29 protein-coding genes are annotated in these 26,476 nt (G+C 36.6%); all 29 read left to right on the top strand.

The annotated features are described in order from the left end of the window. The first annotated feature begins 131 nt into the window (after positions 1 to 131). The gene (locus BFM98_RS06605; RefSeq protein ID WP_066036891.1) at positions 132 to 761 is read left to right on the top strand and encodes a recombinase family protein; all 630 of its coding nucleotides are present in this window, start codon (positions 132 to 134) and stop codon (positions 759 to 761) included. 231 nt (positions 762 to 992) lie between these two features. Continuing rightward, on the top strand, positions 993 to 1,880 hold the full coding sequence (locus tag BFM98_RS06600) for a hypothetical protein (RefSeq protein WP_066036890.1): 888 nt from the start codon (positions 993 to 995) through the stop codon (positions 1,878 to 1,880). A gap of 71 nt (positions 1,881 to 1,951) precedes the next feature. After that, positions 1,952 to 2,740 carry a TrbC/VirB2 family protein gene (locus tag BFM98_RS06595; RefSeq protein ID WP_066036889.1) on the top strand — a complete coding sequence of 263 codons (789 nt, stop codon included), beginning with the start codon at positions 1,952 to 1,954 and terminating at the stop codon, positions 2,738 to 2,740. 122 nt (positions 2,741 to 2,862) lie between these two features. Then, positions 2,863 to 3,024: a hypothetical protein gene (locus BFM98_RS23840; protein ID WP_004224145.1), complete on the top strand. Its 162-nt coding sequence runs from the start codon at positions 2,863 to 2,865 to the stop codon at positions 3,022 to 3,024. 79 nt (positions 3,025 to 3,103) lie between these two features. Then, entirely contained in the window at positions 3,104 to 3,265 is a 162-nt protein-coding gene (locus tag BFM98_RS23835) for a hypothetical protein (RefSeq protein WP_004230910.1), read from the top strand. A gap of 94 nt (positions 3,266 to 3,359) precedes the next feature. Continuing rightward, positions 3,360 to 3,563: a hypothetical protein gene (locus BFM98_RS06590; RefSeq protein ID WP_004230914.1), complete on the top strand. Its 204-nt coding sequence runs from the start codon at positions 3,360 to 3,362 to the stop codon at positions 3,561 to 3,563. A 3-nt stretch (positions 3,564 to 3,566) separates the two neighbouring features. Continuing rightward, positions 3,567 to 3,800 (top strand): pilin, encoded by a 234-nt coding sequence (locus BFM98_RS06585; protein ID WP_004230916.1) that lies wholly within the window; start codon positions 3,567 to 3,569, stop codon positions 3,798 to 3,800. 43 nt (positions 3,801 to 3,843) lie between these two features. Further along, positions 3,844 to 4,821 carry a hypothetical protein gene (locus tag BFM98_RS06580; protein WP_004230917.1) on the top strand — a complete coding sequence of 326 codons (978 nt, stop codon included), beginning with the start codon at positions 3,844 to 3,846 and terminating at the stop codon, positions 4,819 to 4,821. Next, positions 4,808 to 6,208, top strand: coding sequence for a toprim domain-containing protein (locus BFM98_RS06575; protein WP_004230919.1), 1,401 nt, complete (start codon positions 4,808 to 4,810; stop codon positions 6,206 to 6,208). Before BFM98_RS06580 ends, BFM98_RS06575 begins: the two co-directional genes overlap by 14 nt. Before the next feature lie 20 nt (positions 6,209 to 6,228). Then, positions 6,229 to 6,654 carry a hypothetical protein gene (locus BFM98_RS06570; RefSeq protein ID WP_004230920.1) on the top strand — a complete coding sequence of 142 codons (426 nt, stop codon included), beginning with the start codon at positions 6,229 to 6,231 and terminating at the stop codon, positions 6,652 to 6,654. Between the two features lie 59 nt (positions 6,655 to 6,713). Then, complete coding sequence (locus BFM98_RS06565) at positions 6,714 to 7,913, top strand: hypothetical protein (protein ID WP_004230922.1); 1,200 nt, start codon at positions 6,714 to 6,716, stop codon at positions 7,911 to 7,913. A 91-nt stretch (positions 7,914 to 8,004) separates the two neighbouring features. Further along, positions 8,005 to 9,459 carry a hypothetical protein gene (locus BFM98_RS06560; RefSeq protein ID WP_004230923.1) on the top strand — a complete coding sequence of 485 codons (1,455 nt, stop codon included), beginning with the start codon at positions 8,005 to 8,007 and terminating at the stop codon, positions 9,457 to 9,459. Positions 9,460 to 9,546: 87 nt separating this feature from the next. After that, complete coding sequence (locus tag BFM98_RS06555; RefSeq protein WP_004230925.1) at positions 9,547 to 10,983, top strand: hypothetical protein; 1,437 nt, start codon at positions 9,547 to 9,549, stop codon at positions 10,981 to 10,983. A gap of 200 nt (positions 10,984 to 11,183) precedes the next feature. After that, complete coding sequence (locus BFM98_RS06550) at positions 11,184 to 13,406, top strand: VirD4-like conjugal transfer protein, CD1115 family (RefSeq protein ID WP_004230928.1); 2,223 nt, start codon at positions 11,184 to 11,186, stop codon at positions 13,404 to 13,406. Between the two features lie 4 nt (positions 13,407 to 13,410). Continuing rightward, positions 13,411 to 14,370, top strand: coding sequence for a type IV secretory system conjugative DNA transfer family protein (locus BFM98_RS06545; RefSeq protein ID WP_004230930.1), 960 nt, complete (start codon positions 13,411 to 13,413; stop codon positions 14,368 to 14,370). A 33-nt stretch (positions 14,371 to 14,403) separates the two neighbouring features. After that, positions 14,404 to 14,640 (top strand): hypothetical protein, encoded by a 237-nt coding sequence (locus BFM98_RS23330; RefSeq protein ID WP_083225261.1) that lies wholly within the window; start codon positions 14,404 to 14,406, stop codon positions 14,638 to 14,640. 31 nt (positions 14,641 to 14,671) lie between these two features. Then, positions 14,672 to 15,112 carry a hypothetical protein gene (locus BFM98_RS06540; RefSeq protein WP_175400721.1) on the top strand — a complete coding sequence of 147 codons (441 nt, stop codon included), beginning with the start codon at positions 14,672 to 14,674 and terminating at the stop codon, positions 15,110 to 15,112. A 35-nt stretch (positions 15,113 to 15,147) separates the two neighbouring features. Beyond that, positions 15,148 to 15,387, top strand: a complete 240-nt coding sequence (locus BFM98_RS06535) for a YdbC family protein (RefSeq protein ID WP_004230933.1) — start codon at positions 15,148 to 15,150, stop codon at positions 15,385 to 15,387. Positions 15,388 to 15,390: 3 nt separating this feature from the next. Further along, positions 15,391 to 16,518 carry an ATPase, T2SS/T4P/T4SS family gene (locus BFM98_RS06530; protein WP_083225257.1) on the top strand — a complete coding sequence of 376 codons (1,128 nt, stop codon included), beginning with the start codon at positions 15,391 to 15,393 and terminating at the stop codon, positions 16,516 to 16,518. A gap of 6 nt (positions 16,519 to 16,524) precedes the next feature. Continuing rightward, a complete protein-coding gene (locus tag BFM98_RS06525; protein WP_004230936.1) occupies positions 16,525 to 17,265 on the top strand; it encodes a type II secretion system F family protein in 741 nt (246 codons plus the stop codon). Positions 17,266 to 17,325: 60 nt separating this feature from the next. Then, positions 17,326 to 17,625, top strand: coding sequence for a hypothetical protein (locus BFM98_RS06520; protein WP_004230937.1), 300 nt, complete (start codon positions 17,326 to 17,328; stop codon positions 17,623 to 17,625). Between the two features lie 99 nt (positions 17,626 to 17,724). After that, the gene (locus tag BFM98_RS06515) at positions 17,725 to 18,000 is read left to right on the top strand and encodes a hypothetical protein (protein WP_004230939.1); all 276 of its coding nucleotides are present in this window, start codon (positions 17,725 to 17,727) and stop codon (positions 17,998 to 18,000) included. Next, positions 17,997 to 18,896, top strand: coding sequence for a zeta toxin family protein (locus BFM98_RS06510; protein ID WP_004230941.1), 900 nt, complete (start codon positions 17,997 to 17,999; stop codon positions 18,894 to 18,896). Before BFM98_RS06515 ends, BFM98_RS06510 begins: the two co-directional genes overlap by 4 nt. 13 nt (positions 18,897 to 18,909) lie before the next feature. Further along, on the top strand, positions 18,910 to 19,143 hold the full coding sequence (locus BFM98_RS06505; protein WP_004230943.1) for a hypothetical protein: 234 nt from the start codon (positions 18,910 to 18,912) through the stop codon (positions 19,141 to 19,143). A 197-nt stretch (positions 19,144 to 19,340) separates the two neighbouring features. Then, the gene (locus BFM98_RS06500; RefSeq protein WP_066036888.1) at positions 19,341 to 20,450 is read left to right on the top strand and encodes an S-layer homology domain-containing protein; all 1,110 of its coding nucleotides are present in this window, start codon (positions 19,341 to 19,343) and stop codon (positions 20,448 to 20,450) included. Between the two features lie 67 nt (positions 20,451 to 20,517). Continuing rightward, positions 20,518 to 22,569, top strand: a complete 2,052-nt coding sequence (locus BFM98_RS06495; protein WP_066036887.1) for a hypothetical protein — start codon at positions 20,518 to 20,520, stop codon at positions 22,567 to 22,569. Between the two features lie 183 nt (positions 22,570 to 22,752). Further along, positions 22,753 to 25,518 carry a pLS20_p028 family conjugation system transmembrane protein gene (locus BFM98_RS06490; protein WP_066036886.1) on the top strand — a complete coding sequence of 922 codons (2,766 nt, stop codon included), beginning with the start codon at positions 22,753 to 22,755 and terminating at the stop codon, positions 25,516 to 25,518. Beyond that, positions 25,518 to 25,841 (top strand): DUF5592 family protein, encoded by a 324-nt coding sequence (locus tag BFM98_RS06485; protein WP_066036885.1) that lies wholly within the window; start codon positions 25,518 to 25,520, stop codon positions 25,839 to 25,841. The genes BFM98_RS06490 and BFM98_RS06485 overlap by 1 nt, the downstream gene beginning before the upstream one ends. After that, positions 25,834 to 26,472: a hypothetical protein gene (locus BFM98_RS06480; RefSeq protein ID WP_066036884.1), complete on the top strand. Its 639-nt coding sequence runs from the start codon at positions 25,834 to 25,836 to the stop codon at positions 26,470 to 26,472. Before BFM98_RS06485 ends, BFM98_RS06480 begins: the two co-directional genes overlap by 8 nt. Positions 26,473 to 26,476: the final 4 nt, after the last annotated feature.

Genomic DNA, 26,476 nt, shown 5'->3' with positions numbered 1-26,476 from the left:
ATATAGTATGTATATTTAAATCTATTTTCTGTTCATTATAAGTAGACTCTAGCTGAACAAAATAGATTGTAGTAATATCAATGTATTAGATTGTTCATTATAAGTTGTTCAATTAAAGGAGTCGATACATAATGATTTTTGGTTATGCACGGGTTAGTTCTGTTGATCAAAATTTAGATCGCCAGCTGAAGGAGCTTGAAGCTTTCGGATGTGAAAAAATTTACAGTGAAAAAAAGTCAGGAAAAGATTTTGCTCGTTCTGTTTATGGTGAAATGAGATCGAAAATGCGGTTTGGTGATGTGTTGGTCGTTCATGATTTAAGTCGGTTCGGGCGGAACAAACAAGAAATCCTTAATGAATGGAAGCAAATAACAGAAGATGAAATTGATATTGTTGTTTTAAATATGCCAATCCTTGATACACGAAAATATAAAGAACTAGCAGGTGTTGGCCAGCTAGTGTCCGATCTCGTTTTGACACTTCTTTCGTGGATGGTTGAAGAAGAACGGAATCGAATTAAAACAGCACAGTCAGAAGGTATCGCTATTGCTAAAGAGCGTGGAGCTTTCAAAGGCAAGCCTAGAAAATATCATGCTGAAGCAAAGGGAAAGGATCGTCTTATCTATAATGTAGTGGTCCAATTATTAAAACAAAATGAATCAGTAGTGAATATTCATCGAGAAACAGGTCTTGCTAGGAATACTATTTATTCCATTAAGAAGCAATTAGAATTTGAAAAAAATACATCCCAGTCAAAGTGACTCTAGCCTTTGAATGACTGCTTGGACTTTTTCTGGACTTTTTCTGGACTTTTTCTGGACTTTTCTTGGACTTTTTTTCGGAAAATCTGTGCTAAAGTATTAGTATCAGAAGATTATGTCCTGAAGAAAGAAAAAATTTTGACAGGATACATAAAGGGTCTTTCCTATTTATAGGAGAGATCCTTTTCGCTTTTGAAATATTAATATTTTTGATGGGAGGGAAAAGAGAAAATGGAAGAACGTCCAAAGCAACAAATCTATGGGTATGAACTTGAGCCAGTGGATATTTCAGATATGTTGTCTTTTGTAGAAAGTAGGCAGGAAGTACACGGCAATAAACCAAAAGTTACTTTGAGCATGTACGGAGATGATGGAAAATGGCATGTTGACGCAGCTGTACGCTACAAAGGTCGTGAAGGAAAGGATGAGTTTCAACCTTTCTTATTAAAATCCTATAAACAACTGTGGCGTGCGGAAAAATATGCGAGGGAAATTGCTGAAGAATATGGCTTTTCAAATGAAGGACTTAATCCTTCATTAACTAATACAGAAATGTTCTTACAGTATCAGAAACGAAAGCATGTAAAGGATACATTCACAAAAGACATGCAAAATGAAATCGAACAACATGGTACTGAATTAATGAAGGTTGTCGAAACACAGGCAGTTGGTGAAGAAAATGACCAATCTTTCTTAACGAAGAAAGAGGTGGAACATTTAATAAGTGAGCAATTTAATCGTATTGAAATAGGTATCGAACAAATGCTCAATTCTGTGGATCAACAATCAAAGAAGAAGACATTCGCTGACTATCGTGATGAAATGAAAAATCTTCTAAAGGAATGTCGCCAGCATTTCAAAGATTCTATTATTGAACGTACATTAACATCCAAACAAAAAATGGATGACAAGGTAATTGGGCTACGGAATGGTGTTCGCGATAGTATTTCTGAAGTAAAAGATTCAGCTAAATCAAAGTTGATGCAGAGCATTCTTTATATGAACGAACGCTTAAAGGACTTTACAACTGTTATCGATCAAAAGTTGTACGAGCATGAGCCAGTACAACTTGATAGGAAGCAAAACAAAGCTATGGCTGCACAAGCTCATGAACGATAGGGATTCCCCAAATTTGGGGAGTCCTTTCTATTTTAAAAAACTAAGATACTAAAAAAAGGATGGGGATTATAGTGAAAATGACAAAAAACCTTAAACGTAAAGTGATGGCTGTGCCATTCGCTGCTGTGGCATCTATGATGCTAATGACATCAGCATTTGCTGCAGAAACAGAAACAAAACCAGTTAACCAGGTAGATCCAATTGTAGAAGTAGCACCAGTAAAAGCAACAACGCAGCAAAAACTACAATCAAACAATGATAGTGAGCGTCGACAAGCATTAGAAGAAACGTTTAACGTGAAGCTTTCTGACACAGATATTTGGGCAGATAAAGCAGGTGAGTATACTTATGATATGTATGGAAATAAGCATGAGTATACACCACACGAAGCACTTAAAGCATTAAAAGTTTATGCAACAAATGCAAATCGCCAAGAGTTAATTCAATACGGCATTCGAGAAAATGACTGGCAACCATATCGTGCATTTGAAGCTGAAAAAACACCAGCGTACTTTGAACTTGTCGATGGTAAATACGAGTACAATAAAATTTTCTGGGGAAATTTAATTGAACATGATCTTACAAATTTTAAAACAAAATTGGCCGATAACTGGAATGACCTTGAAAAGCGCGCTGTAATTGAGGCTGAAATGAAAGCCTACATTAAAAAGCAGGCTGCTATTTTTAATGAAGCTCCTGGAATCGTTCCTTACGTAATTGGACTTAATCACACTGTAACTTTGGCGAAAGAAAATGGTGTTGCTGAAGTAGCAAAAGATTACTTTGACAGTAAATATAATCATCCTGATGTTATGGCAAAAGGTATCTTTAAAGATGGTTCTAATCCATTTAAAAAATAATGTGTTTGATAGTTTATTAATGTTCGACAGGCAGCTTGGGGCTGGAACTAAATATTAATGCATTCAAGAGAGGGGGCGTTGGCCACTCTTTTTTTATTGCCCTTGAAGGGAGGTGGAGAATTTTGAATAACTACAAAGCAGAGATCACTCTAGCTATTATCGTTTTAGTTTTATTTGGTGGGATGGTAGCCTTTGCTACTGGTGTAGTCGATCCTCTAATGGCGAAAATCGGTGCTGGATGGACGAAAATGGTAGACAACGTATTTGGCGGAATTGGCGTTTAAAAAGACAGCCTTTTAGAAGAGATCGTGAGGGACTCTTCTTTTTTTATTGCTCTAACTCAATTGAAGGGAGGTATAGGAATTGAATAACTACAAAGCAGAGATCACATTAGCCATCATCGTTTTAGTTTTATTCGGTGGAATGGTAGCCTTTGCCACTGGCGTAATCGATCCTTTAATGGCGAAAATCGGTGCTGGATGGACGAAAATGGTAGACAACGTATTTAGCGGAATTGGCGTATGATAAAGGCTTAATTTAGCCCTAGGGGCAGGGAGTCATGAGGAGCAGAAGATAACGATCTTCTGCTTTTTTATTTTATCGAAAGGAGAATTACAAATTGACACCATCAGAAAGAAAGCGTCAAAGCAAAGTAAAGCCAGAAGGATTTGCTGAAACTGAGGCCTTAGTAAAGGAAATATTTGAGGCACAGGGACAGTCTTATTTTGATTGGCTACATCAGCAACATCAAGCTCTAATTCTTGAATTTAGCTTAGAAAATAAAGGAATGATAGCTTCTCTAGCTAAGGAAAAGGAGGTATAAAGCATGGATAATGCCATTACACTTATAAATGAGATTGCAAATGACGTACAAAAATTTGCGCCTGCAGTAGCTGGCTTGGTTTTAATTATTATTGGCCTTGTTTGGATGTTTGCAAAAGATCCTCAAAAGAAAGAAAGTGCGCAGTCTTGGATGATGAACGTATTTATCGGATTCGCCATTGTTTATCTAGCTGCATCTTTCGTTGCTTGGATGACAGGAAAAGTATCTGGATTCTGATCTAATATTTTACTGAGGGAAAGCAAGGGAAGGAGAAAACAATGTGTTACGAAAATTATTGATTCGTTTCAAGGATGACGGTGATTACTTTCGAGAAATTGATGAAGAACGGAATTATTTTTTTACCGAAGCAGAAGGAATTATTGATAGGATTCGTGACAGAATTGCAAAAGAAAAAAGGGCAGCCTCTACCAAGTCTTTTGAGTTTTGGATTGATGGCCAATGTTTAGTTATCAGCCAAGTTCATTTTGACAAAAAAGATAGCCTCCAAAAACAGCTTGAGCATACAATTCTAACATTTGATAGTTGGGAAGAAGATATACGACATAAGTATGTCAACACCCTAAAGGAGTATGTTGAGGAGGAAAAGCAGCTGTTTATTAATAAAGAGTTTGCGACATTTGCGATTCGCTTTGATCAACTATTCGGTGTTTCTGCTTTTGAACCGTTCCCTATTTATTTAGATGGTTCACAACTAAATCAAGTATATGGGACCATGCAACCACTTGTTAGAACAGGCTTTTATGCAGAACTTGAGCAAATGATGGCAGCTATAAAAACTGCTTTAGAAAAGTTAGTCCTCGATGCTCAAAAGACTTTGCAAGGTGAGCAAACAGACTTTCTTCAACAGCAAAAATTGTTAGAGGAAAAGGTAAATTTGATATTGCAAGAGGATACAGCTTTCAAACAATTTACTCAATATGCTGGTGCAAGTTTTCAGTCTGTAGGAAAACATCGCATTGAGGCTTTATGTCCCAATTTCAAACTATATCAGTCTGTTCAGCTAATCCTTTTTTCAACTTTTGTAGAACAATATAGTTTTGCTGAAGCTTATGAAATTCATTTAACACTGGTTACGGCTTTAAAAGAAAAATATGATGCTATTTTATCGCAAGGCTTCTCGCTTGCTAATGATGAAATGATTGAATCTCTTGTTTTAAGTCCAATTCTACAACAATTTAAGTTGGATATTGAAAAGCAATTACAGAGAGATGAGGTGAAGGAGGATGAGCCACAATAAATTACTTTATCAAGATATAAATGAGATGTTGGCCGAATTAAATGCAAAGGATCGAGGCAGATATTTCATTTGTACGTGTCCAGAGTGCCAGCAACAGGAAGCGTTTATCTATAAAAACAATATGAATTTCATTCAATGCAATCGAGAAAATAGTTGTGGTGAGCGTTTTATTTTATCCTACGAAGAAAAAGAGGCTGAAATCTCTTACTCTACTGATCAAGATAAAAGAAAGGGACTTAGCGTTAAGGAGTCTAAGCAGCTGGCCGACTTTACAAAATTAATGAATCATGTCCTACAAAATATCGAAAGTGACACCTTAGACAAGGGTTATCGAGGACTTTCACGTGCAACTACTTCCCCGTTCATTGCTGATTTTTCTAATCCAGAAGGCGTGAAATTTATGTTTGAATATGCGAATGGATTATTACCGAAGAATTATGCGGATAATCATTGGATGTGTCAAAGAAACCTTGTCTTTCCGTTATTTAGTGAGGATGGTCGTATAGATCGAATTTTGTTACGTTCATCCATTAATCCAAATATTGAGCCTAAAGAAATACAACTAGTTGTGAATCCCTCAAATGAAGCGAGGGATTTTTTTGTTGATATTCCTGAAGAGGCAAAAACCGTTGTTATTGGTGAAGCTATTTTGGACAGTTTATCATTTCGTGAAATCGATAAAACGCTTGGAATTATGGCATTAACAGGTTCTCGGAAATACCGAACTCTCTGCAACTATATAAAAGAAAATCCAGAAAAATTTAAGAATAAGCGATTTCTTATTGCTATGGACGATGATGTTGCTGGCTATAAAGCTTCCAAAGAAATCGCTAGTTGTCTGGAAGAAATACATGCTGATTATCAAATTTTTATATACCCTGAAACGTGTAAAGATGGAAATGACTTTTTAGTAAAGGAAAAGGAAAAATTTCAGCGATATGTTCAGTTTTTTGATAAGAAATTTGAGTCAAACAGCAGAAATTATATTGATATTAAAAAGTCCATGCAACATGTAGTAATATGCAATTCGAGAATGGATGCTTTATCGTTCCGAAGTGTTGATGCAGAATGTGGCGTATTAGTTATACAGGGAGAGGACAATGTTGATTTTAAAGAACCTATCCAGAAACTAATGTTAAACAGGGATTTACAGCATAAAACATTTATTCTAGCTATGCCACATACAGCTGAAGGTCAGAACAAAACACATGAGTTGATTGGATTTTTTGAGAAAATGAATTTAGAGTACAAAGTTTTTGAATATCCTGATGATGCCTTATCGCCAATAAAATTTTCTCTGGATGATCATAAGTCTTTTGAGAAATGTGTTAATCAACAACTTTTCAAAAAAGAAAATCAAGTGCGGAAACTTCAATATGAACGATAAGACACAAGGAAGGAGATATTATGACGACTTTTTTGAAATGGTTTGTACCACTACTAGCGTTCGTAGCTTTTATAGGGTTTATTGCCTACGGGGCATCAGTTCAGAATATAACGACACGTACAATGGCCGAAACTGAAGTGGTTTTGGAAACTGCTCATGTAGGAGCCATTCGAACAGGCTTAAATGAGCAGGGACGATCAGAGAAGGACGCTTTGTATATAGACAAAAAGGAATTAGTAGAAAATTTGTTGACTGAAATTGCAGCAACTCAAAAAAATCTTACCTACAAGCTCCAAGTAAATTATGCATTTGTAGATGCAGGAGGTAAAGTAACATCCATTGATAAAGATATTCGCGGTATCCAATACCGTATTCGATATATTGATGAAAAGGGTAAAGTGAAGGGTACTGCTGAACGACACTTAACACTGAATGAATTAGAGTAGGTACTCACCAAATTTGGTGAGTGCCTTTTACTTTAAGGGGAGGGTGGTGAAGCACAGGCATGTCAAATCTAAAAGGTGCAATTTTGGCGATGGCACTATGGGTTGGTGTAGTGTTTCCTTTCTTATTAAGTTTTGGAATCGACTCTTTGCAACAACGTGCTTATCTCAGTACAACAGAAAAAATAGCAGAGCTTCTTAAACAAGAAGGTGGCGTTTCCGAACAAGTACAACAGGTAGCGAATAATTTAAAGGGCAAAGGCTACATAGTGACCTTTTCTAAACCTAGTTTAGTTCAGTTTGGAGAAGAAATTGTTATTAATTATCAATATGAGTATCAAAATGTACGTGGTAAACAAAAGTTAGCTACACAAAATAAAGTGGTAATAGACAAACGTATAGTCGCAGGTGGCGGTAATCCTACCACGCCAAAGGAACCTCAAACATATTCTGTGACAACGCCTGAATCGTTAAATGCCAATGGTGAATTTACGTTTAACATACCAGGATTAAAAAATATACTAAATGTAACTTCAAATACTGGAAATGTTGAAATTGTGCGTGTTAACGGTGAAGAAGTAACAGCGAGAGTTTCTAATGGAGCCATCTCAAAGAAAGTTCAAACAGGTGGAGCATTTATTCCAGCTGATACGAAATTTGTTCGAGTTACAGAAAAACGAAGTAGTCCTAGAGTAGCGAAATACTTGAATTATAACCAAGATGGGTATGTAGGTAAGTTACAATATGTTGGATACTCAGGAACAGCACCAAGTAAACAAGTAACAGGTGATAATTTGTGTATACATTTGGTAGCTGGAAGTTTTTCAAATTATGTTTATAAAGATGGAGAATGGACTCGTTCTAGCGGAACAACAGGTTGTAGTAACACTGTTTTCAAGTACAAAGAAACAGATCCAAATGGTGTAACTTGGGTAGGCGATTTAATTGATTATGTGGATACTTTCTTTGATGAACCTAAGTATGTTTATAGATCTGGGGAATCATCACTAGAATTATTAAACGGTGTCGAATATCCAAATAAACCTGATCTTAATTCCATTGTCCCTAATCCTAAAAATGGAGATACCCTTGAAATTTTAGCTACTAAGGGTATTCGTAAATTTACTGGTATAGTTTATGACAATTCTAAAGGTAATCCAAGTTGGGATTACGAAGGATACGTCACAAGATCAGAATCAGATACACGTACTTACGCCAACTACTATCAATATCAACTACAATTTGAGTATATGAGTAATTGAGTACGATAAAACTTTCTACCTTTAAGTGCTTGAACCGAAAGGTTTAGCAGAATGGTGAGTCATTTCACAAGAAGGGAGTGAGAGATTTCATATGTCTAACCTAAAAGGTGCTATTCTGGCCACAGCGTTGTTTGCAGCTGTGGTTTTTCCTTTTCTTCTCATGATGTCTATCGATGCTTTCCATCAACATGCCTTTTTAAAGATGACAGAAGAGGTTACAGAGCTTGTCAAAGAAGAAGGCGGTGTATCTGAACATGTTTCACAAGTAGCTGAAAGATTAAAGAAAAAGGATTTAACGGTGACTTTCTCTAAGCCAGGACTTGTTAAATTTGGAGAAGATATTGTTATTGGGTATGAATACAACTATCAAAATGTGCGTGGTAAGAAAACGCTAGATGGTCAAGATAAAATCGTGATTATGAAGCGTCCCACTGGTAAAAATGGTGGTAATTCTAATGAACCTAATCTGCCAACTGAAATTGCAAAGTCATACTCTACAAAAACACCTGAGTCATTGCAGCCAGATAAAGAGTACACATTTACGGTACCAGGATTAAAAAATCTACTGGGTGTATCTGCAGATATGGGGAAAGTAGAAGTTGTACGTGTTGAAGGGGAGAAAGTGACCGTTAAAGTATCAGGTGGAAAAGTAGTAAAAACAGTACAAACAGGTGGAACAAATACGCTGGCAGACGAAAAATATGTGACAGGTGAAGATACAGCTGCGTATAACCAAAATGGTTATACTGGCACCCTAGAACGCTATCTTTATAGTGGGAAACTTATGCCAGCTGATAGTAAGGTGATCACGACAACCAAAACATCGTTATTTACTAGCATTTTCCCAGGTTCTATTGATTATGGATCAGATGGCTATCATGGTACTTTGTTGAAGAATGGAGATCCAGTTAAAACGATCTTTAGTGGTGAATACACACCTTCAGATACTAAATGGATAGAAGGTGCTACAGCTGAAGATTACAATAAAAACGGTTATACAGGCAAGCTTGAAAGATATGTTGTAAGTGGCGTATACATCCCTAGCGAGAGTAGATATGTAGAGGGTCAGGATCAAGCCTATTACAACCAAAATGGCTATACAGGTATGTTAGAACAATATGTTGCTGGTTGGAAAGAGGTATTAGTAGATCGTTATGCTGATTATGTTGTACCTACGGGATTGAGCTGTCCTGCGGTATATCCAGGTGGCAGTTATCCTTTGTATGACTACACAGAGGATGTAATGGGGGCAAAAACATGTTATTACAAGTATACTGTTTCTGAAAATATCATTATTAACAAATATCGTGGCACAGTAACAAAACCAGGTATAGACACACGTGTATATGCTTATAAGGGAACAGTAACGAAGCCAGCTACTGATACACGAATATATGAATATGTACAGGATTACACTGGTACGGTTACAAGACCTGAAATGGATACACGTATTTATAAATACCGCGGAACAGTGGTAAGACCAGCCTCTGATACGCGTACTTATGAGAATTATTACCAGTACAATCTTAATTTCCAATATAGGTAGGTGAACTGATTAGATCAGATCAACTACTTCAATTAAATCAAGTGTACTGTAGAACCTTCTTTTAATGAAAGGGGTGAGAGATTTCATATGTCTAACCTAAAAGGTGCTATTCTGGCCACAGCGTTGTTTGCAGCTGTGGTTTTTCCTTTTCTTCTTATGATGTCTATCGATGCTTTTCAGCAACATGCCTTTTTGAAGATGACAGAAGAGGTTACGGAGCTTGTCAAAGAAGAAGGCGGTGTGTCTGAACATGTTTCACAAGTAGCTGAAAGATTAAAGAAAAAGGATTTAACAGTGACTTTCTCTAAGCTAGGGCTTGTTAAGTTTGGAGAAGAGATTGTTATTGGGTATAAATACAACTATCAAAATGTGCGTGGTATGAAAACGCTAGATGGTCAAGATAAAATCGTGATTATGAAGCGTACCACAGGTAAAAATGGTGGTAATTCTAATGAACCTAATCTGCCAACTGAAATTGCAAAGTCATACTCTACAAAAACACCTGAGTCATTGCAGCCAGATAAAGAGTATACATTTACGGTGCCAGGGTTAAAAAATCTGCTGGATGTATCTGCAGATATGGGAAAAGTAGAAGTTGTACGTGTTGATGGGGAGAAAGTGACCGTTAAAGTATCAGGTGGAAAAGTTGTAAAGACGATACAAACAGGTGGAACAAATACGCTGGCAGATGAAAAATATGTGACAGGCGAGGACTCAGCTGTGTATAACCAAAATGGTTATACAGGCACCCTAGAACGCTATCTTTATAGTGGGAAACTTATGCTAGCTGATAGTAAGGTGATCACGACAACTAAAACATCCTTATTTACTAGCGTTTTCCCAGGTTCTATAGACTATGGATCGGACGGGTATAGAGGTAATTTGTTGAAGAGTGGAGATCCAGTTAAAACGATTTTTAGTGGTGAATACACACCTTCAGATACAAAATGGATAGAGGGTGCTACAGCTGAAGAATACAATGAAAATGGTTATACAGGAAAGCTTGAAAAGTATCTTGTAAGTGGAACGTATACTCCAAGCGATACTAAGTATATTCAAGACCAAAATTCAGCCAATTATCATCAAGATGGTTACTTTGGATATTTAGAACGTTATCAAGTTGAAGAATTCACTACAATAAGCGAGGTTTATCCTAACTTGGGGACGGGTGGTTGTTCTCATTTTTATTATATAAATGGACAATCTTTAACTTTAGTAAATCGCACGATTGATGGGGATACTACAACTTGCTTTTACAGTGGATATATTTTGGTAGATAAGTATAAAGGAATGGTCACAAAGCCTGCAGTTGATACACGCGTATATGCTTATAAGGGAACAGTAACAAAACCAGCTACAGATACACGTATTTATGAGTACGTCCAAAATTACACTGGTACAGTTACAAGACCTGAAATGGATACACGTATTTATAAGTACCGAGGAACAGTGGTAAGACCAGCCTCTGATACGCGTACTTATGAAGATTATTACCAGTATGAATTGAATTTCCAATACAAATAAGGTGAGATATATGAAAAAATTTCTCAAAAAGTCAATTTGGTTTTTGTTTTTTGTATTTGTAGCTGCTATAGCTTATATAAATACGGACTATGGGAATATTGCCCCTCAAAGAGAGCAACAAGAAATCAAACACGTTCAGATGTAACTACTACATCCAGAGCGTGTTTTTTGTTGGAATTTGAAAGAAAGGAGTAAGGTCTATGAATGAAACAAAATATTTACAACGTTTAGCACAACCTAAAGGACTTCTTGTTTTCTCTATAGTTTTTTGGTCACTCATGTTTTTTGTTTCGAATTTTGTGCTTGCATTCCTTCAATCTATACTGGCATCATTTCATCAATTCCAGGCAGATCCCAAGAGTGTATCTTTTTCGATTGATTGGCGAAGCTTTTTAGATTTTCAGTCAACTTGGATTCCGTTTTATATAGGGTTTGCAATTCTAAGCACGATAGGATTTGTGAAATTTATCTATAAAATTCGCTTGAATTTTGTGGATTTGAATAAAGGGCAGCACGGCACTAGTGAATTTGAACAGGTGCGTGAATTAAAAAAGCAATACAAAATTATACCTGCTGCAGAAAAAGAATATGACGGTGATGGTGGCGTCATTATTTCAGCTTTACAGGAAAAAGGGCGTCCGTACCGTCTATTAATCGATGAAGGACCCATTCATACGATGGTTATTGGGATTACGAGATCGGGTAAAGGGGAAACTTTTGTATTTCCTCAGATAGATGTACTGAGTCGAGCCAAAAATAAGCCCTCCTTAGTTGTCAACGATCCAAAAGGGGAACTTGCAGCTGCTAGTTATGACACGCTAATTGCTCGTGGTTACGAAGTGCATGTATTTAATTTAATACAACAATACATGGGAATGGGATTTAATCCATTACAAGTAGTTATCGATGCGTGGAAATCAGGAAATACGAGTTTAGCGCAACAGTATGCGAATAGCGTAGGGTTTATGCTATACAATGATCCATCAGCAAAAGATAAGTTTTGGTCCAACTCAGCTCAATCTTTGGTGACAGCAATCATTTTAGCCTTGACTGAAGATGCGCTCCTGACTGGTAAAGAAGATACGATTAACTTATATTCTGTGGCTAATTTCCTTTCTACACTTGGAAGTGATAATAACGAGGAGACAGGTGAAAACGCATTAGATTTATTCTTCCGAGCCAGAGATGAGGTCAATCCAGCTCGCATGATGTATGCAACAAGTAACTTTGCTGCTGGTAATACACGCGCAGGAATTTTCTCATCAGCGATGGATAAATTGCAAATTTTCACATTAGAACCCAATGCAAAACTTACAAGTTACAACAGTTTAGATTTAACAGAAGTCGGATTTGGCGACAAGCCAATCGCGATTTTTATGGTAACGCCTGACTATGATAAATCGAACCACGTTTTGGCCAGTATTTTTGTGAGTCAATTATATCGAGTAAATGCTGAGAAGGCTACTATGAGTCCTAGTGGCAAAATGAAACGCCATGTACATGCTTTACTTGATGAATTTGGGAATATGCCAGTAGTGGATGGTATGGACGGTATGGTTACTGTAGGGGCTGGCCGAGGGTTTAGGTTCCATTTAATTATACAAGCTTATTCTCAAATGAAATCCCTATATGGTGATGACGCAGATACAATCATTGGTAACTGCTCTAACCAAATATATATTTTAACGAAAGATAAAGCGACAGCAGAACAGTTCTCCGCGCTCATTGGTACAAAAACAATTACAGATGTGAGTCGTAGTGGGAAATTACTGTCTACAGATAAGTCGCATAGTGAATCCGTGAAAGAACGTGCATTACTGATGCCAGATGAATTAATGCAGTTAAAAGAAGGGGAATCTGTAGTCGTTCGTGCTAATAAGCGTCAAGATAATGAGCGTAGAAAAATTGTGCCTAAGCCTATTTTTAATACGGGCGTTACAGCTGCTAAGTTCCGTTGGGAGTATCTAGCAGAGGACTTTGATAATAGTAAGTCCATATTATCTCTACCCATTATGTCCACTAAGTATCACAATTTAAAGATGTCTGAAATGGTCTTCACTTCAAAAAGTGAAAGAGACCTTTTTGTTTGTATGTCTTCAGCGATGAGTACAGCAGAGTTTTCTAATTTGACAAGTACCTTGTATCAACTATTACAATCAACGGATGATTATTTAGATGAAATCCCTACCTGGTCATTTTTACAGCTCTTTAGTTATCTTACTTACGGATCAACGATTGAATCAATACCTATTGAACGTAGAATTTTCAAGGATTTAAAAAAATACTTACCAGATAAAGTTTTGAGGGAATGGACAAGTATTTTACGAAATCAACGCGAAAAAACGATGCAAAATAAAATGTCTTCAGCTCAAGATGAAAAGATAACAAATATTCAAAAATTGATTATGGAAGGAAGCGAATGAAAGCATGTTTGAACAGGTACAAGAATTAAAAAGACAATATCAAATTATTCCAGCTACCTCCAAAGAATTTGAGGGCGATGGTGGTGTGATTATTTCTGCCTTGCAAGAAAAATTTCGCTCTTACCGTCTACTGATTGATACTAGACCAGTTCATACGATGGTTATTGGGCCTGCACGCGCAGGCAAAGGAGAATCCTTTGTTTTCCCAATGATTGATGTACAAAGTCGTGCTAAAAATAAACCATCCTTAGTCATCAATGATGCTAAAGGAGATCTTGCGGCTGCCAGTTATGAAACTTTAGTTGCTCGGGGTTATGATGTTTACGTTTTTAATGTGAGTCAACATTGTACAGAAATTGATTTAGATTTAACTGATGTAAGATTTGGCGACAAGCCAATTGCTATTTTTGTGGTTTCAACTGATTGGTCAAGTCGCATGTTAGCGAGTAAGTTTATAAGTCATCTATATCGTGTCAATGTAGAGAAAGCGAAAATGAGTCCTAGTGGTAAAACGAACCGCCTAGTACATTTTTTACTAGATGATTTAGGTAATATGCCACCAATTGAAAATATGGGTGAGATGGTGGCTTGTGGTGCTAAAATGGGGTTCAGATTTCACTTGATTTTTCAATTAATGTATCAAATAAAAAATTTGTATGGAGAAGAAGCAGATACGATAATTGGTAACTGTTCCAACCAAATTTTTATGGGAATTAATGATATAACTACTGCAGAAAAACTATCAGCTTTCATTGGGATGAAAAAAATTATAGGTGTGAGTCGAAGTGAGAAACTTTTGTCTATAGATGAATTAATGCATTTAAAAGCAGGGGAGTCAATAATTGTTCGTACCAACAAGGGGCTTAAACCGATTTTTAATAGAGGCATTACTGCAGCTAAATTTCGTTTTGAGTATTTAGCAAAGGACTTTAATAAAAACAAGTCAATCTTATCCTCACCATAAAATTAGAAAATTACTTGGAAGGAGTTATTAAAGATGTTTAACGAGTTGCTTAAAGAACGGTTGCTTGACGCTCATTTAGAATTTTTCGGAAAAGATAAAAAGAAATTTCTAATCCATCGTATTTTATACGCTGTGGTTGTAACCATGCTGTATACAATGATCATTATGGTGATTAAAAAACCAATATTGTTAATTGGTTTGCCAGCTGGCTTTTATCTAGGATGGAAATTTGCTTATATCAAATTGCTGGCAACCAAAAAAAAATATTGATGTAAAAAATTCCTTTTTGTTTCCGCAATTTTTGCAGAGCTTCATAGCATTACTGCCAAGTTCAGGAAATGTCTATCAAACATTGAAAGTAGCGTTGAAATATACGCCTGATCCATTGGATAAAGAATTGATCAAACTTATTCAGAAAATCGAGAATGGAAATGATCGAAATGCCTATTTAGAATTTGCGGATTATATAGGTTCTAGTGAGGCTTACATGGTTATGAATATGATTTACCAATTTAGTGAACAAGGTGTAGAAAAGGAATCTATACAGGAATTAGAGCGATATATCCAAAACCTTCAGGAAAATAAGGTTGATGAATTGATACAACATAAGATGAATGCAAGCGATAAATTTGGTTTATTTCCAATTCTAATATCGCTTTTTTTAGTGGGTGGATTTGCTGGTGTCATTTTCTTGCACTACATGACGAATGTGACAGATGCATTAAATACCATGCCTAAATAGACTTTAAACAATATGACAAAGGAGGATGGTGGTGAATGTCTAAGGAAACGTTTGAAATTATTGAAAATGTTGCCCTTTTGCGAACTGCTGATACGGGATGGACAAGGGAATTGTCAAAAGTAAGTTGGTATCATAAACCAACTACTATTGATATACGGTGGTGGTCTCCTCAAAAAGAAAAAGCAGGAAAAGGCGTATCACTTACGATGGAAGAAGCCCAACTATTGTTGGAAGGATTGCAAAAATGTTTGTCTATTGAACAAATGGAGGTATAAAAAATGAACGTAATGAGCGATCAGGAACGTCTAGAAGAAAGAATTAATGAAATATTGGAGCAAAGTTTTTTAGGGCCTTATTTGAAACAATTAACTATCACAGATATTAGATTTAATGGAACACAATTGAGGATACAAGATAATGAAAAAGGACGATATTTAGCGCCAGACCAGCCAAGTAAAGAAGACGTGCAAAGACTTGTGAAACAAATATCAGATATTCAAAAAGGTAATTTTTCGCACACTGAGCCACAATTGGATACAGAAATCGGTATTTTACGGATCAGCGGCACACATCAACGTATTAGCATTGACGGTGTTAATCTTGCCATTCGTGTTTCTCGTCCTCATTTAGCGATTAGTTCAATAGCTGCTTTAGTGACAGGAGATCATGAGCCCGTAGAGCAATTGTTTAAAGTATTAACGCTTGCCGAAAGTAATCTTATCATTTGTGGACAAACAGGTTCAGGAAAGACAGAATTTCAAAAACTGTTAGTTGGATATACAGCTGAAGATGCAAACATTGTATTAATTGAAGATACACGGGATAGTCATATAAAAACATTATACCCTGAAAAGGATATTACAAGTTGGAAAACAATACCTGGTGTGTTTGAAATGAGCGATGGTGTGAAAGCAGCACTTCGAAATAACCCTGATTGGACCATTATCGCTGAGATCCGAGGTGCAGTAGCTGCAGATGTATTAGATAGTGCTAAAACCGATCATGCCATTATCTCTACTTTACACGCTAAAGGGGCCATGAATATCCCATCTCGCTTGATTCCGATGATTCGACAATCACCAGCTTATGCGATTATTGATGATCAATTAATTGGAAATGAAATCGTAGAATTTTTACGTTGGGGTTGCTATTTACAAGGGACAAGGACCAAAGAAGGAAAAACTGTTCGAAGAATCAAAGAATTGGCCGAGTATACGGAGTTTACTTCTAAAGGAACAGTAGGAAATTATGTGTATAGAGAAGTGAAAGTAAGGGATCAAAAGACAGGTGAATATCGTATCGAACAACGTTATCATCCTTTATCAGAAAAAACATTGGCGGAACTAGAAGATAAAGAATTAATTCATTTAGTTCCAGACGTATTTTTGCCAAAAGGGAGGCAGTAAACTGTCATGAAACAATTATTAAAAGAAGCTCGTGTTTTGTTCTATGGCTGGGAAATCGCGTTTTATTTACTAATATGGTTCTTGGCCAACTATCAGTTTTTCTATCTCATTTCAAAAGAGCGCACCATTAGTATTATTGTTGGCTGCATAGGTGCTCTCTTTTTCTTTTTTGTCTTTACGGTACAAAATCGCCAATTAAAAAAATATCAAATGCATTTAAGTGAGCTATTAAAGTATGTCACGAACATGATCTTCTTTCTACAAACAGGTGAAAATGTGCTTCATGCATTTAAGGAAACGAAAGCAACTGTCCATCCAGACATACAAAAAGCAATTGAAATCAGTATTCAACAGTTAGAAAAAGAGGCTCAATTAAATACAAAACAGTTTGAAAAGTATGATTTTCCTACCTTAGATCAGTTTCATCAAAATTTAAAGATTCAATATGAGCATGGCGGTAATCCAGGTGACTTATTTAGCCAAATACATAAAAACATGATATTTGAGCTAAAGAAACGTGATGAATTATACCGTAAACGTAGAGGTTTCGCGATGGCCGTGTACATGTTGCTAGGCATGGTAATGGGGATCTCATTAATGCTGCGTTTTATCGTTGGGGAACTATGGGACACGTTTTTAAACGTTGGTTATGCTGGTCTAGGCGTGTTACTAATAACACAAGTATTTGCTTTTTTAAACCTATACTTTTTACAGAAAAGAAGTATGGATATATCGATTCGCTACTAAATATATAAAACAAAGGGATTCGCCAATTTTGGGGAATCCTTTTAAAAAGGGGATTATACAATGGTATTGCCGTTTGATACACATGAAATTTATATTTCAATTGACCGTTTTGATGAAGAAGGAGGTTACGCTGATTATTATAAGTTGAAAAGTGATTTTACTAAAATAAGTGTTGAAAAAATACCTATGACAACAAGGGATAAACCTTTAATAGTATTAAACGAGTCGCAATTCCTTTCAGCAAAGTCATTTTTAATGAATAAGCAAAACCCATTTCAAATGAGTAAAGATGAAGCGATTATTTATTATAAAATTGGGTTTATTACTAAAGATGAGCTAGACAACTTCATTCATACCTAGTCATTTACTTTAATTATAAAATTAGTTTTGTTGTAATTAGCAACAAATTGGGTTATACTAATACTATCAAATGAAGTATATACAAAGGGGTGTAAAACGATGGAGAAATCTTTAAATTACGAACAAACTTTCAAAATCGAAGTATTAAACGAATTTTCTAATGGTGTCTATGCACGATTACTAAATTTTATCTTGAAAAATGGTGTTGATAAAAACGATAGTAATAACTTTTATGTTAGTCTGTTACAACAGTTCTCAGAAATGCTTAATGTAGACTTATTTAAAATGTCAAATGTTGAATTAGATAATGTTAAGTCTTATTGGGAGAATATGAACGATTACATTAAAGGAATCACAAAGGAAAAATCAGCATGAATAAGTTTGATCTCGCTTATTTTTCAGAAGATGAGTTCCAGGAACGTTTGCAATTTACCATAGATAGATTAAGTAAAAAAAAGAAGCCTTTTCAAAAGCCAGTTGCTTATCTTTTAGGGGGACAAGCAGGTGCAGGGAAAACTACATTACATGCTATTATAAAGGATAAATTGAACAACGATGTTATAACCATCGATAATGATACATTTAAACAAATGCATCCTAATTTTGATTTACTGGTTGAAAAATACGGTAAAGATTATGTGGCACATGTTACGCCCTTTTCTAACAAAATGACTGAAGCCTTGATTGAACATTTTAGTAGCCAGGGTTTCAATTTAACTATTGAAGGCACTTTACGAACAATTGAAACGCCTATGCAGACTGCTACATCTTTAAAAGAAAAAGGCTATGAAGTCAACCTTTATGCAATGGCAGTATCAAAAGATTTGTCTTATCTAGGTACAATAGAGAGATATGAATCAATGTATTTAATCGATCCACAAACAGCAAGATCAACTGATAAGGTTATCCATGACACAATAGTTTCAAATTTGCCTGATAACCTCGATATGCTTTTTAATAGTGGTTACTTCGCTGAAATTAGTCTTTTCACAAGAGAAGGAACAAAAGTATATTCTAGTGTTGATACGCCTTCTATTAGTCCAAAACAAATTATTTATGAAGCTTTAAATCAAGAAATACCCAAAGATGTATTGATTAATAAAATTGATCATATTATCCAATTGACTAAACACAACAATCATCAAGTGCCAGATCTGTTACATTGGCGGAAGGAACTGATACGACAACCTATTTCTCCTTTCCAAGACGATGAGAAGAAACAAGACAAAGTATTTAATAAAGTAAATAAAAATAAGGTTTTTGAACGTTAAGGAAGAGATGTCATTGGAAAAAGTATATTTAAGCCAAACTGATATTGGAAAATTGACCGAAAAAGTAGGCTGGGGAGATCGTCGGAAAATTGCTGTTCTAATAGGCAGAAATCAATTTCCTCCACACGATGTACGAATAGGAAGTACGAAAGGTTGGAAAAAAGAAACGATTGACCAGTGGTTCGAAGACGTAGTGGAGAAAGATTTAAAGAAAAAGCCAAAAATACCTCTGAAGCCACAAGTCTAAGGTAGCCTAAAACTATGAGAAAAGTACACATAAAAAAAGAGGATTCGCCAAAAATGGTGAGTCTTTTTTCATGGAAATAAATTGATTATTTTAACATATATGGTATAATGTAGTTATAGAAACTTCCTATTTAATAGTTATTGGTTAGAAATATAGATTGAGCAAAAAAATACCATTTGTTGAAGGAGGAAAACGAAATGAGAAACAAATTATTTATGGCGACATTAGCAGCTGCTATTGCTGTTCCAGTGATGGTGGCACCTATTCCGACTCATTATGCTGAGGCTGCAGGAACAAAAGGAACTGTAGTATTGGCCAATAATCCTTTCAAAGATGTAAAAGTAAATTCTCCATACTATAAAATTATTCATGAAATGCGAGATGCTGGGATCATTCAAGGCTATGAAGACGGTACTTTCCGTCCAGATACAACAATCAGCCGTCAACACGCTGCTGCATTAGTTAGCCGTGCGCTGAAAATCAATGATTTAACACTTGAAAAAACAAAGGAATTTAAGCAGCCAAAGGATCTACGTACAGATAGTCCTTTTTACAATGACATCAAGGACTTAGTAGAGGCAGGGCTTTTAGAATTAGACAGCCAGGGCAATGTAAACCCGAATAAGCCTTTGACACGTGGGGAAATGGCGAAAATTATTGCTGTAGCTTTCAATCTTGAAGTGAAGGCAGATTATGTGTTTGGGGATGTAAAAGGTTCAAAATATGAGGAATACGTGAAAGCATTATATTCAAATGGCGTAACGACAGGTTATGAGGACTATACGTTTAAATTGAATGGTTCTTTAACGCGTGTTCACTATGTCCTTTTCATGCACCGTGCTATGAATATAGATGCTGATTTCGTAGCAGAGCCAATTCCAACACCAACACCGAAACCAACGCCAGAACCAAAACCTGATCCTAAACCAACAACTAAGAGTCCAGTTAAGTATAGCGATTGGAGCTATCAGGATATTAAAACAAAAATCCCTCGTCCAGCTGGCTATGTAGCAGGTGAACATGAGAAGAAGAATGCTGAAATTTTAAAAGAGCTTATCATAGAAAATGGACATAGAGGTAAGGGGAGTTTTAATATAGAGTCCAAATCTTGGAATTCTTCTTCATTTACATTTGAAGAAAAATTACGTTTCAATGCCGAATATGCTGGTGTAACTTACGAGGAATACGTCTCCATTATTAATCAAGTGATTAAAACAGGAGAGGTTTATGATGGTGGAACCTTTGCAATGTACTTTAATTATCAAAACGGAATGATTTATGAATCTGGAACAGATCAAGCTCGGTAATAAAATATCAAATTTCAAAGACCTTTATTTTAAAGGTCTTTTTTGTATGGAGAAAGGGTGAATATACGTGTTAAAACGGGTTATTTCTATTTTTTGCTTAATTATTTTATTATTTTCTATCTTTAACTTTGAAGGTAATAAGCCCCTAGAAGTGGCTGCTGCTACCACAGCCCCCATTAAGGACACTATAACTCTTACAGTGAAGTTTCCTGATACTGTTGGAGAAGGGTTTGGAATAGAACCCACTGATCCTGAAGAAATTCATCAGATGGTGGATAGTAAAGGAAAAACGCACCCACACCGTACAGGATGGGGAGCTATTAAATATGAGTGCGTAAGAACAGATACAGATTACATTGCTGGTTATGACTACTATGGGAACCCTATATGGGATGTTCATACAGTGTCAGGTTGGAGACAAAAGGAAGACTACAGCACAGAAGATAGCCATGTTCCACATCAGCCTGCTGAAGTTAAAAAAGAGATCGTTGAAAAGTATGGAGAAGAGATGTACGAACTAGCAGAAGCTGCAGGCGCTGTATTCTATTATGACGACACAACACCCATTCCTGCTCGTTTCCTTACAGGAGATATAGGGGACTATAACCGACGAGTAAACGGTACAACAGGTCGCTATTCGATTTATTATAAAGACACTACCTATACTGATAGTCATTGCCAGAATGGAGAAAAGGCTTATTTTTATAGAAATAATGATTTCTTTGTCACAACAACTTTTGATGTTGAGTGGAAAGAGCCAGAAGATAAGCAAGGAACAGGTTTAGGGAGAGCATATTGGGAATTAGAAAGAACGGATAAAAATGACCTCAGTGAAGTAGCTGTCTATAGTAGCTTTAAGGGAGAATATGATAAACATGTTGCAGTTCGAAACATTAAACATACAGTAAATCTTGATACGAAACATGTTGAACAAGAAGGAGCGATTGAATTTACGATAAACGCAAAACAAGTCCAAAACAAGGACATGCAGTATGGCTTTGAATATGAGTATACCAACAAAGAAATTGGGTGGGTTTGCACAGGGAAAGGCGAAGATCAAGAATGTCATTGGGATGATCGTCCCGATTGGCGAGCTGTCCAAAAATTTGAGTTGAACGGTTCTATACCAGTTGATCATCAACAAAAGAAAACTGAAAAATCGGATAAACTAGATAACATTTTAGTAAAAAAATGGGTCGTTGGTAGAGAAGATAAGTATGGTCCATCGAAAGAATCAAAAGCGTATTATGAACAATATCATCGTGCTGAAGGGAATGAATGGCAGGATGAGATAAATTTAAAAACACAAACTACTTTGCCTATGACACCAGGAAAATTATTGTATAGCGTAGAGCTACCTTCAGGTAAACATAAAGACGGTGACTTTTATCCACTTATGAAAACACAAAGTTCGGGTACTTATAAAGCAGCTGAATTAGACGAAAGCCTACAAGCTGAGTTTGAGGATGGCGTACAGCTTCAACAAAAAGTAATGAAAGATATGGGGATGAAAGGTGATCAACGGCAGTTCGAAGGGGAATTTGTTTCTGATTTGTTTTTCACGGCTTCAGGAACTGGCTTTATGTCAGGTTATAAATATGCTGAAAAAGTGAAGCAAGCTATTAAGAGCGATCAAGGACTACCGAGTTTCGCGCAAGTAGTACAAGAGGGTGCAGCTAAAGGGGAAGCAGACTTTGTTCAATACACAAACGTGCCATTTGAGGACGAATGGGTCTTTACAAGTTCAGAAGAGGATCTTCCTCACTTACAACGTTATTCTTTACCTATTACACCGTATTCTCAATTAATGCCGAATGAAACGTACAAAAATCAATTAGAATTAGTGGATATGGGATTAAGCGATCTGAGCTTTACATTTGATCAATCCTTTAGCTTTGAACATTTCTTATTTGGTTCGGGGTATGATGATGCCTGGATTATTGAGCAGCCAGAATCGAGGGTACCTGTGACAGAATTTGAGACGGTGGAGTTAACGCATGAACAAGTGAAAAAACTTGCTAAAGCTGAACGACAACACTCTAATAACAAAATTCATAACTTCCGATTTGTGGATCGGACTTTTCCTGATAAAGTAAGAGAAATCCGAGGCGCGCGATAAAATGACTATGATTTATCTGATAATCACTCCTATCCTAGTCTTTGTTATTTCATATTTTTGTGCAAGATATGTCGTATGGCCAATTTTTAAGATGATTAGTCAAAAAGAGGATTCACCAAAAATGGTGAGTCCTTTTTCTATTAAAAAGTTTGAATGTAGAAAATAAGAAGGGAGGATTCGTTCATGGAAGATAATGAAATTATCGAGAAACATAAGATACTGGAATCCATTTTGCATGTGAGTGATGGCTTTCTTTGGCAAGATGTGTTTAGGGCGCTTGGAAGTGGCATTATCTACACATTAAGCTGGTTGAATCAATTATTAGAAGACATAGTGACCAAAATTATTACACTCAATGATTTTTATGCTACGGGCGCAATGGGAGAGTTTATGGATAAAGCAAGACCATTAATATGGATTGTATTCTTTATAGCTCTTGTGGTTCTGGGCTTTCAATTTATGTTAAATAAAGTGGAAAAACGGAATGAAATTCTACTGAATATTGTGATGGCCGTATGTTTTATCGTCATCATTCCAGATTTAATGTCTAATATGCAGAAGATTATTGGTGTCGGAATTGAACAAATGAATCCTGAAAATGAGACGCTTGCTAGTAATATGATCAAAAGTAATGTGGCTGACGTTTTGTATTATGCCGAACATGATTTTCAATTTGCCAGTAGTACACGTGGGGATGAAAGTTCACCTCCAAGACCTGCAAGTAAAGAAAATAGTTCCATAGGAACTACAGATTATACCTATGCAAATCGTTTTTCGGATTCATCAGCGTTGCACATCCCCTTTTTACAAAAGCTTGACTTGCACGAAGATGATGGCTGGCTTTTTAAAGAAGATTGGGTAAAGCAATTAAGTGATGAGTCAAAAGAGGTTTTAAAAACGAAATCAGTTCCGACAGGTGTTGGCGACAGTTATCAAGTCGAAGAATTACAAGATAATGCCGTCCCTATGACGAAAATAGGTCGAGAAACTTATTATCGTTATCATGTCAATTGGCTGTCTTTAATTGTGTCCTTACTGGTAACGTCTATTGCGTTAGGTATCACAGTTTTAAAAATTGGCCGTGCAATTTTTGATCTAGCGTTCCATCAAATTTTTGGTATGTTCATTGCAGCTAGTGACCTTACAGGTGGACAACGGACAAAAAAAGTATTGGTGGAAATGGTCAATACTTTTGTCGTGATCTTTATAATGACGGGCCTCCTCCAACTATTCGTTTTGTTTGTTAATTGGGCAAACGGATTAAAGACGGATATTGGGATGTTCGGTGTCGTCATACTCATGATTGCTGGTGCTTGGGCATTGATTGATGCTCCTGATATTGTTCAACGTATGCTTGGTATTGACGCAGGTTTACGCAATGGATGGCAAGCGATGATGGGAGCTTATGCAGGAGGTAAAGCATTGACAGCTGGCGCACAGGCTCTTAAAAACGTAGCTCAAAAAGGTGCTGCTACTGTAGTAGGTGGCGCAAATATGGCGAAGAGAACTGTCGAAGGAATGCGTACAGAAACACCGTCAGAGGTAGGAAAACGTACTTCTGTGCCAGCGATACCTGGTAGTGGCGATGTAAAAACCATGCCAAAATCAGATGAACAGCATTCAAATTCTACTATGGGGGGTACTTCAGATTCTATCCCGTCATCGGTTGAAAGTGATGGATTGAATGCACATGATCAGATAGCTGCAACTTCACAAGATTATGAGCCAATTCCATCTAGTGATAACAGTAACCAAGTGGGTATGCCAGGCAGTATGGGAAGTGTTCAACCTGGTCAAATACCAAGTCAAGGTGGAAAGGAAAAAGGAAGTCCACCAATCCAACCAAAGACAGTAACAACACCAGCTAAACCACCAACAAATACAAGCACAAGTGATGTTTCACAACGGGGTGCTATGCAACGTCAAGAAAGTCAACCTATATCAGGAAGTCCTAGTGTTGATTCTTCAATACAAAGTGTAACTGGTCAAGATGACAATATGCATCATGGACCAATTCAGCGACAAGAACATGAGCCAATTCCATCTAGTGAAGCAATCCCGTCTGAAGGGATCTCACTACAGCCAAGTACACCAGGCGTGACAAGACAAGTAGATACAGCAGCAACTATTCCAACAGGAGGTCCAAACGTTCGTCAAACAAGTGAGGCAATCCCGTCTGAAGGGATCTCACCACAGCCAAGTACACCAGGCGTGACAAGACAAGTAGATACAGCAGCAATTATTCCAACAGGAGGTCCAAACGTTCGTCAAACAAGTGAGGCAATCCCGTCTGAAGGAATCTCACCACAGCCAAGTACACCAAGTTCGACAAGCTCAGGAAATGTTCCAATAAGGTCGAACGTCCGACAAACGAGTGAAGTAATCCCACCTGGAAGGGTTACACAACAGGCAGGCACATCAGGAGTAATAACACCATCGAGTACAGGAAATGTGTCGACAGGTTCAAACAAACGTCAAACAAATGAAACAATCCCATCTGTAGGAGTTGGACCACAGCCAAATACACCAGGAGTGACAGCTCCAACGGTTATAGGAAATGGGCATCAAACTGTTACTAGTGGAGTAATTCAACAAGGTTCATCAGGAAATGTCCAACATGTTGCACCGCAAAATTCAACACAGGCACAAGTAGTTAGTCAACCAACAGGAGGATCAAACGTTGTACAGCAAGGACCAGTTGTTTCGACTGTATTAGGACAAGGTGGTACTGTTCAGCCTAATCAAAAGTCAACTACCATTGATCCTAAAACATATGGACATAAACAGGTGGTGCATACAAATACCATTCTTGGTGGTAATCCATCTGTACAACAATTGAAAGAAAGCGTGACACGTGCTGGTAATAGTGGTTTTACACTTGGTCAAAATATTCGTCGTATGACCAATAATATAGGAAAAAGAAAAAGACAAGGGAGTGACCAAGAATAATGTATGATATTCCAAAAGAAATTAAGGCAAAGCCTAAAATTGTTGGTTTAGAAGTAAAGGAGTTAATCATTTTATTGGTTAGCTTCTTTCTTTTTTTCACCGTATTAAAAGATTTAGTACATGGTATTTTGTTTATTCCTTATATATTGATGGCAAGTGGTACCTTGTTTTGGATGGTATTACCTTCCAGAAATAACTCTCGACTCAAAAATTACATGTCATTGTATTTATATTTCAAGCGTAATAAATACACTTATCATGCAGTAGATGTCAAAAAAATAATGAATGATTACTTATATGGAAAGGGGGATCATCGTGAATAAAGAGGAAATCAAGCCTATTATTGTCCCATCTTATACCGAGGAAAAAGTGTCTAAAAAAAACTTCCTTAAAAAGTATCCTTTTTTTCTAAAAAATAAGAAGGCAAAAAAGAAGGTTGAAAGAAAATCTCATGTTTTACGGAAGACCCCTATGATTATGCCATTTTTAGATATAACTGAAGAGTACATTGTGATGAAGAAAGGCTACTTTATGGACATCTTTCAAATTACGCCAAATGATTTGCATTCACTAACGGATGACGATATTACAATAAAACTGTTAGAAAAAGCTCGCTTTTACCGTAGTTCGGCATCTCAACATAAAGTAGTAGGGCTAAACTTTCCAGCCAATACAGAAAAGCAGAGGCTCTATTGGGAGAGAAAAAAAGAAAGAACGACAGATCCTTTACGCATACGTTTTATCAACCGTAAGTTATTTGAGTTAGAATTTTTAGAGCGTGAAAGAACAAATCGTGAATTCTTCTTGTTCATCTATGCTGAATCAGCTCAGACTTTAGAGGATGAAAAGAAGCAAGTAGTGAGAGGGCTACGACAATCATTCCCTTTGCAAAGTTTATCAATTGAAAAGAAGCAAGACATTTTATTTATGATGTCAAATCAAAACTCAAAATAATCAG

This window comes from Lysinibacillus sp. AR18-8 (genome assembly GCF_001705465.1).
GTDB classification, from domain to species: Bacteria; Bacillota; Bacilli; order Bacillales_A; family Planococcaceae; genus Lysinibacillus; species Lysinibacillus capsici.
Note: the sequence above shows the minus strand (reverse complement) of the source record. Positions and strands in the feature narration are given on the sequence as shown.

What these genes read in the sequence shown, in the direction of transcription:
- BFM98_RS06605 (WP_066036891.1), top strand. Translation starts at nt 132, where the DNA reads ATGATTTTTGGTTATGCACGGGTTAGTTCTGTTGATCAAAATTTAGAT.
- BFM98_RS06600 (WP_066036890.1), top strand. Translation starts at nt 993, where the DNA reads ATGGAAGAACGTCCAAAGCAACAAATCTATGGGTATGAACTTGAGCCA.
- BFM98_RS06585 (WP_004230916.1), top strand. Translation starts at nt 3,567, where the DNA reads ATGGATAATGCCATTACACTTATAAATGAGATTGCAAATGACGTACAA.
- BFM98_RS06575 (WP_004230919.1), top strand. Translation starts at nt 4,808, where the DNA reads ATGAGCCACAATAAATTACTTTATCAAGATATAAATGAGATGTTGGCC.
- BFM98_RS06570 (WP_004230920.1), top strand. Translation starts at nt 6,229, where the DNA reads ATGACGACTTTTTTGAAATGGTTTGTACCACTACTAGCGTTCGTAGCT.
- BFM98_RS06565 (WP_004230922.1), top strand. Translation starts at nt 6,714, where the DNA reads ATGTCAAATCTAAAAGGTGCAATTTTGGCGATGGCACTATGGGTTGGT.
- BFM98_RS06560 (WP_004230923.1), top strand. Translation starts at nt 8,005, where the DNA reads ATGTCTAACCTAAAAGGTGCTATTCTGGCCACAGCGTTGTTTGCAGCT.
- BFM98_RS06555 (WP_004230925.1), top strand. Translation starts at nt 9,547, where the DNA reads ATGTCTAACCTAAAAGGTGCTATTCTGGCCACAGCGTTGTTTGCAGCT.
- BFM98_RS06550 (WP_004230928.1), top strand. Translation starts at nt 11,184, where the DNA reads ATGAATGAAACAAAATATTTACAACGTTTAGCACAACCTAAAGGACTT.
- BFM98_RS06545 (WP_004230930.1), top strand. Translation starts at nt 13,411, where the DNA reads ATGTTTGAACAGGTACAAGAATTAAAAAGACAATATCAAATTATTCCA.
- BFM98_RS23330 (WP_083225261.1), top strand. Translation starts at nt 14,404, where the DNA reads ATGTTTAACGAGTTGCTTAAAGAACGGTTGCTTGACGCTCATTTAGAA.
- BFM98_RS06535 (WP_004230933.1), top strand. Translation starts at nt 15,148, where the DNA reads ATGTCTAAGGAAACGTTTGAAATTATTGAAAATGTTGCCCTTTTGCGA.
- BFM98_RS06530 (WP_083225257.1), top strand. Translation starts at nt 15,391, where the DNA reads ATGAACGTAATGAGCGATCAGGAACGTCTAGAAGAAAGAATTAATGAA.
- BFM98_RS06525 (WP_004230936.1), top strand. Translation starts at nt 16,525, where the DNA reads ATGAAACAATTATTAAAAGAAGCTCGTGTTTTGTTCTATGGCTGGGAA.
- BFM98_RS06520 (WP_004230937.1), top strand. Translation starts at nt 17,326, where the DNA reads ATGGTATTGCCGTTTGATACACATGAAATTTATATTTCAATTGACCGT.
- BFM98_RS06515 (WP_004230939.1), top strand. Translation starts at nt 17,725, where the DNA reads ATGGAGAAATCTTTAAATTACGAACAAACTTTCAAAATCGAAGTATTA.
- BFM98_RS06510 (WP_004230941.1), top strand. Translation starts at nt 17,997, where the DNA reads ATGAATAAGTTTGATCTCGCTTATTTTTCAGAAGATGAGTTCCAGGAA.
- BFM98_RS06500 (WP_066036888.1), top strand. Translation starts at nt 19,341, where the DNA reads ATGAGAAACAAATTATTTATGGCGACATTAGCAGCTGCTATTGCTGTT.
- BFM98_RS06490 (WP_066036886.1), top strand. Translation starts at nt 22,753, where the DNA reads ATGGAAGATAATGAAATTATCGAGAAACATAAGATACTGGAATCCATT.
- BFM98_RS06485 (WP_066036885.1), top strand. Translation starts at nt 25,518, where the DNA reads ATGTATGATATTCCAAAAGAAATTAAGGCAAAGCCTAAAATTGTTGGT.